The 533-nt window shown below is 53.3% G+C and carries 1 protein-coding gene; it reads left to right on the forward strand.

Translation table 11 applies throughout. From position 1 onward, the window contains the following. Window positions 1–533: GspE/PulE family protein (locus tag A3750_RS18905; protein ID WP_197475153.1), on the forward strand; the 533-nt coding region annotated here is incomplete at both ends.

Below are 533 nucleotides of genomic sequence, written 5' to 3' on the forward strand. Positions count from 1 at the left end.
GCAGAAGACCCCGTAGAATATCGTTTGCCGCGCATTACACAGGTGCAGGTAAATCCTAAAGTGGGATTAACGTTTGCGTCCGTCTTGCGCGCGTGCTTGCGTCAAGACCCCGACGTCGTTCTCGTTGGCGAAATGCGAGATCAGGAAACAGCGGAAATTGGCTTACGCGCTGCGATGACAGGTCACTTGGTGATGTCTACGTTGCATACCAATGATGCGGTTAGTTCCGCTATGCGCTTGATCGATATGGGTGCAGAGCCCTACTTGGTTGCAAGTTCACTTCTGGGCGTTATGGCTCAGCGATTGGTACGGCGAGTTTGCGACAATTGCGGTACCGACTATGAGCCTTCGGCTCAAGAGCGCGTATGGTTGACCAATCTCGTCTCCGAGGAAGAGCCTATTCCTGAAGGGTTCAAACACGGTTCTGGCTGCTATCAGTGCAGTAATACCGGCTACAAGGGGCGTATCGGCATCTATGAATGGCTTGAGATGGATCAAGGGACTCTGAGCGCACTCCGTCGTGCTGACCCAGA

It is taken from the genome of Oleiphilus sp. HI0079, from assembly GCF_001635105.1.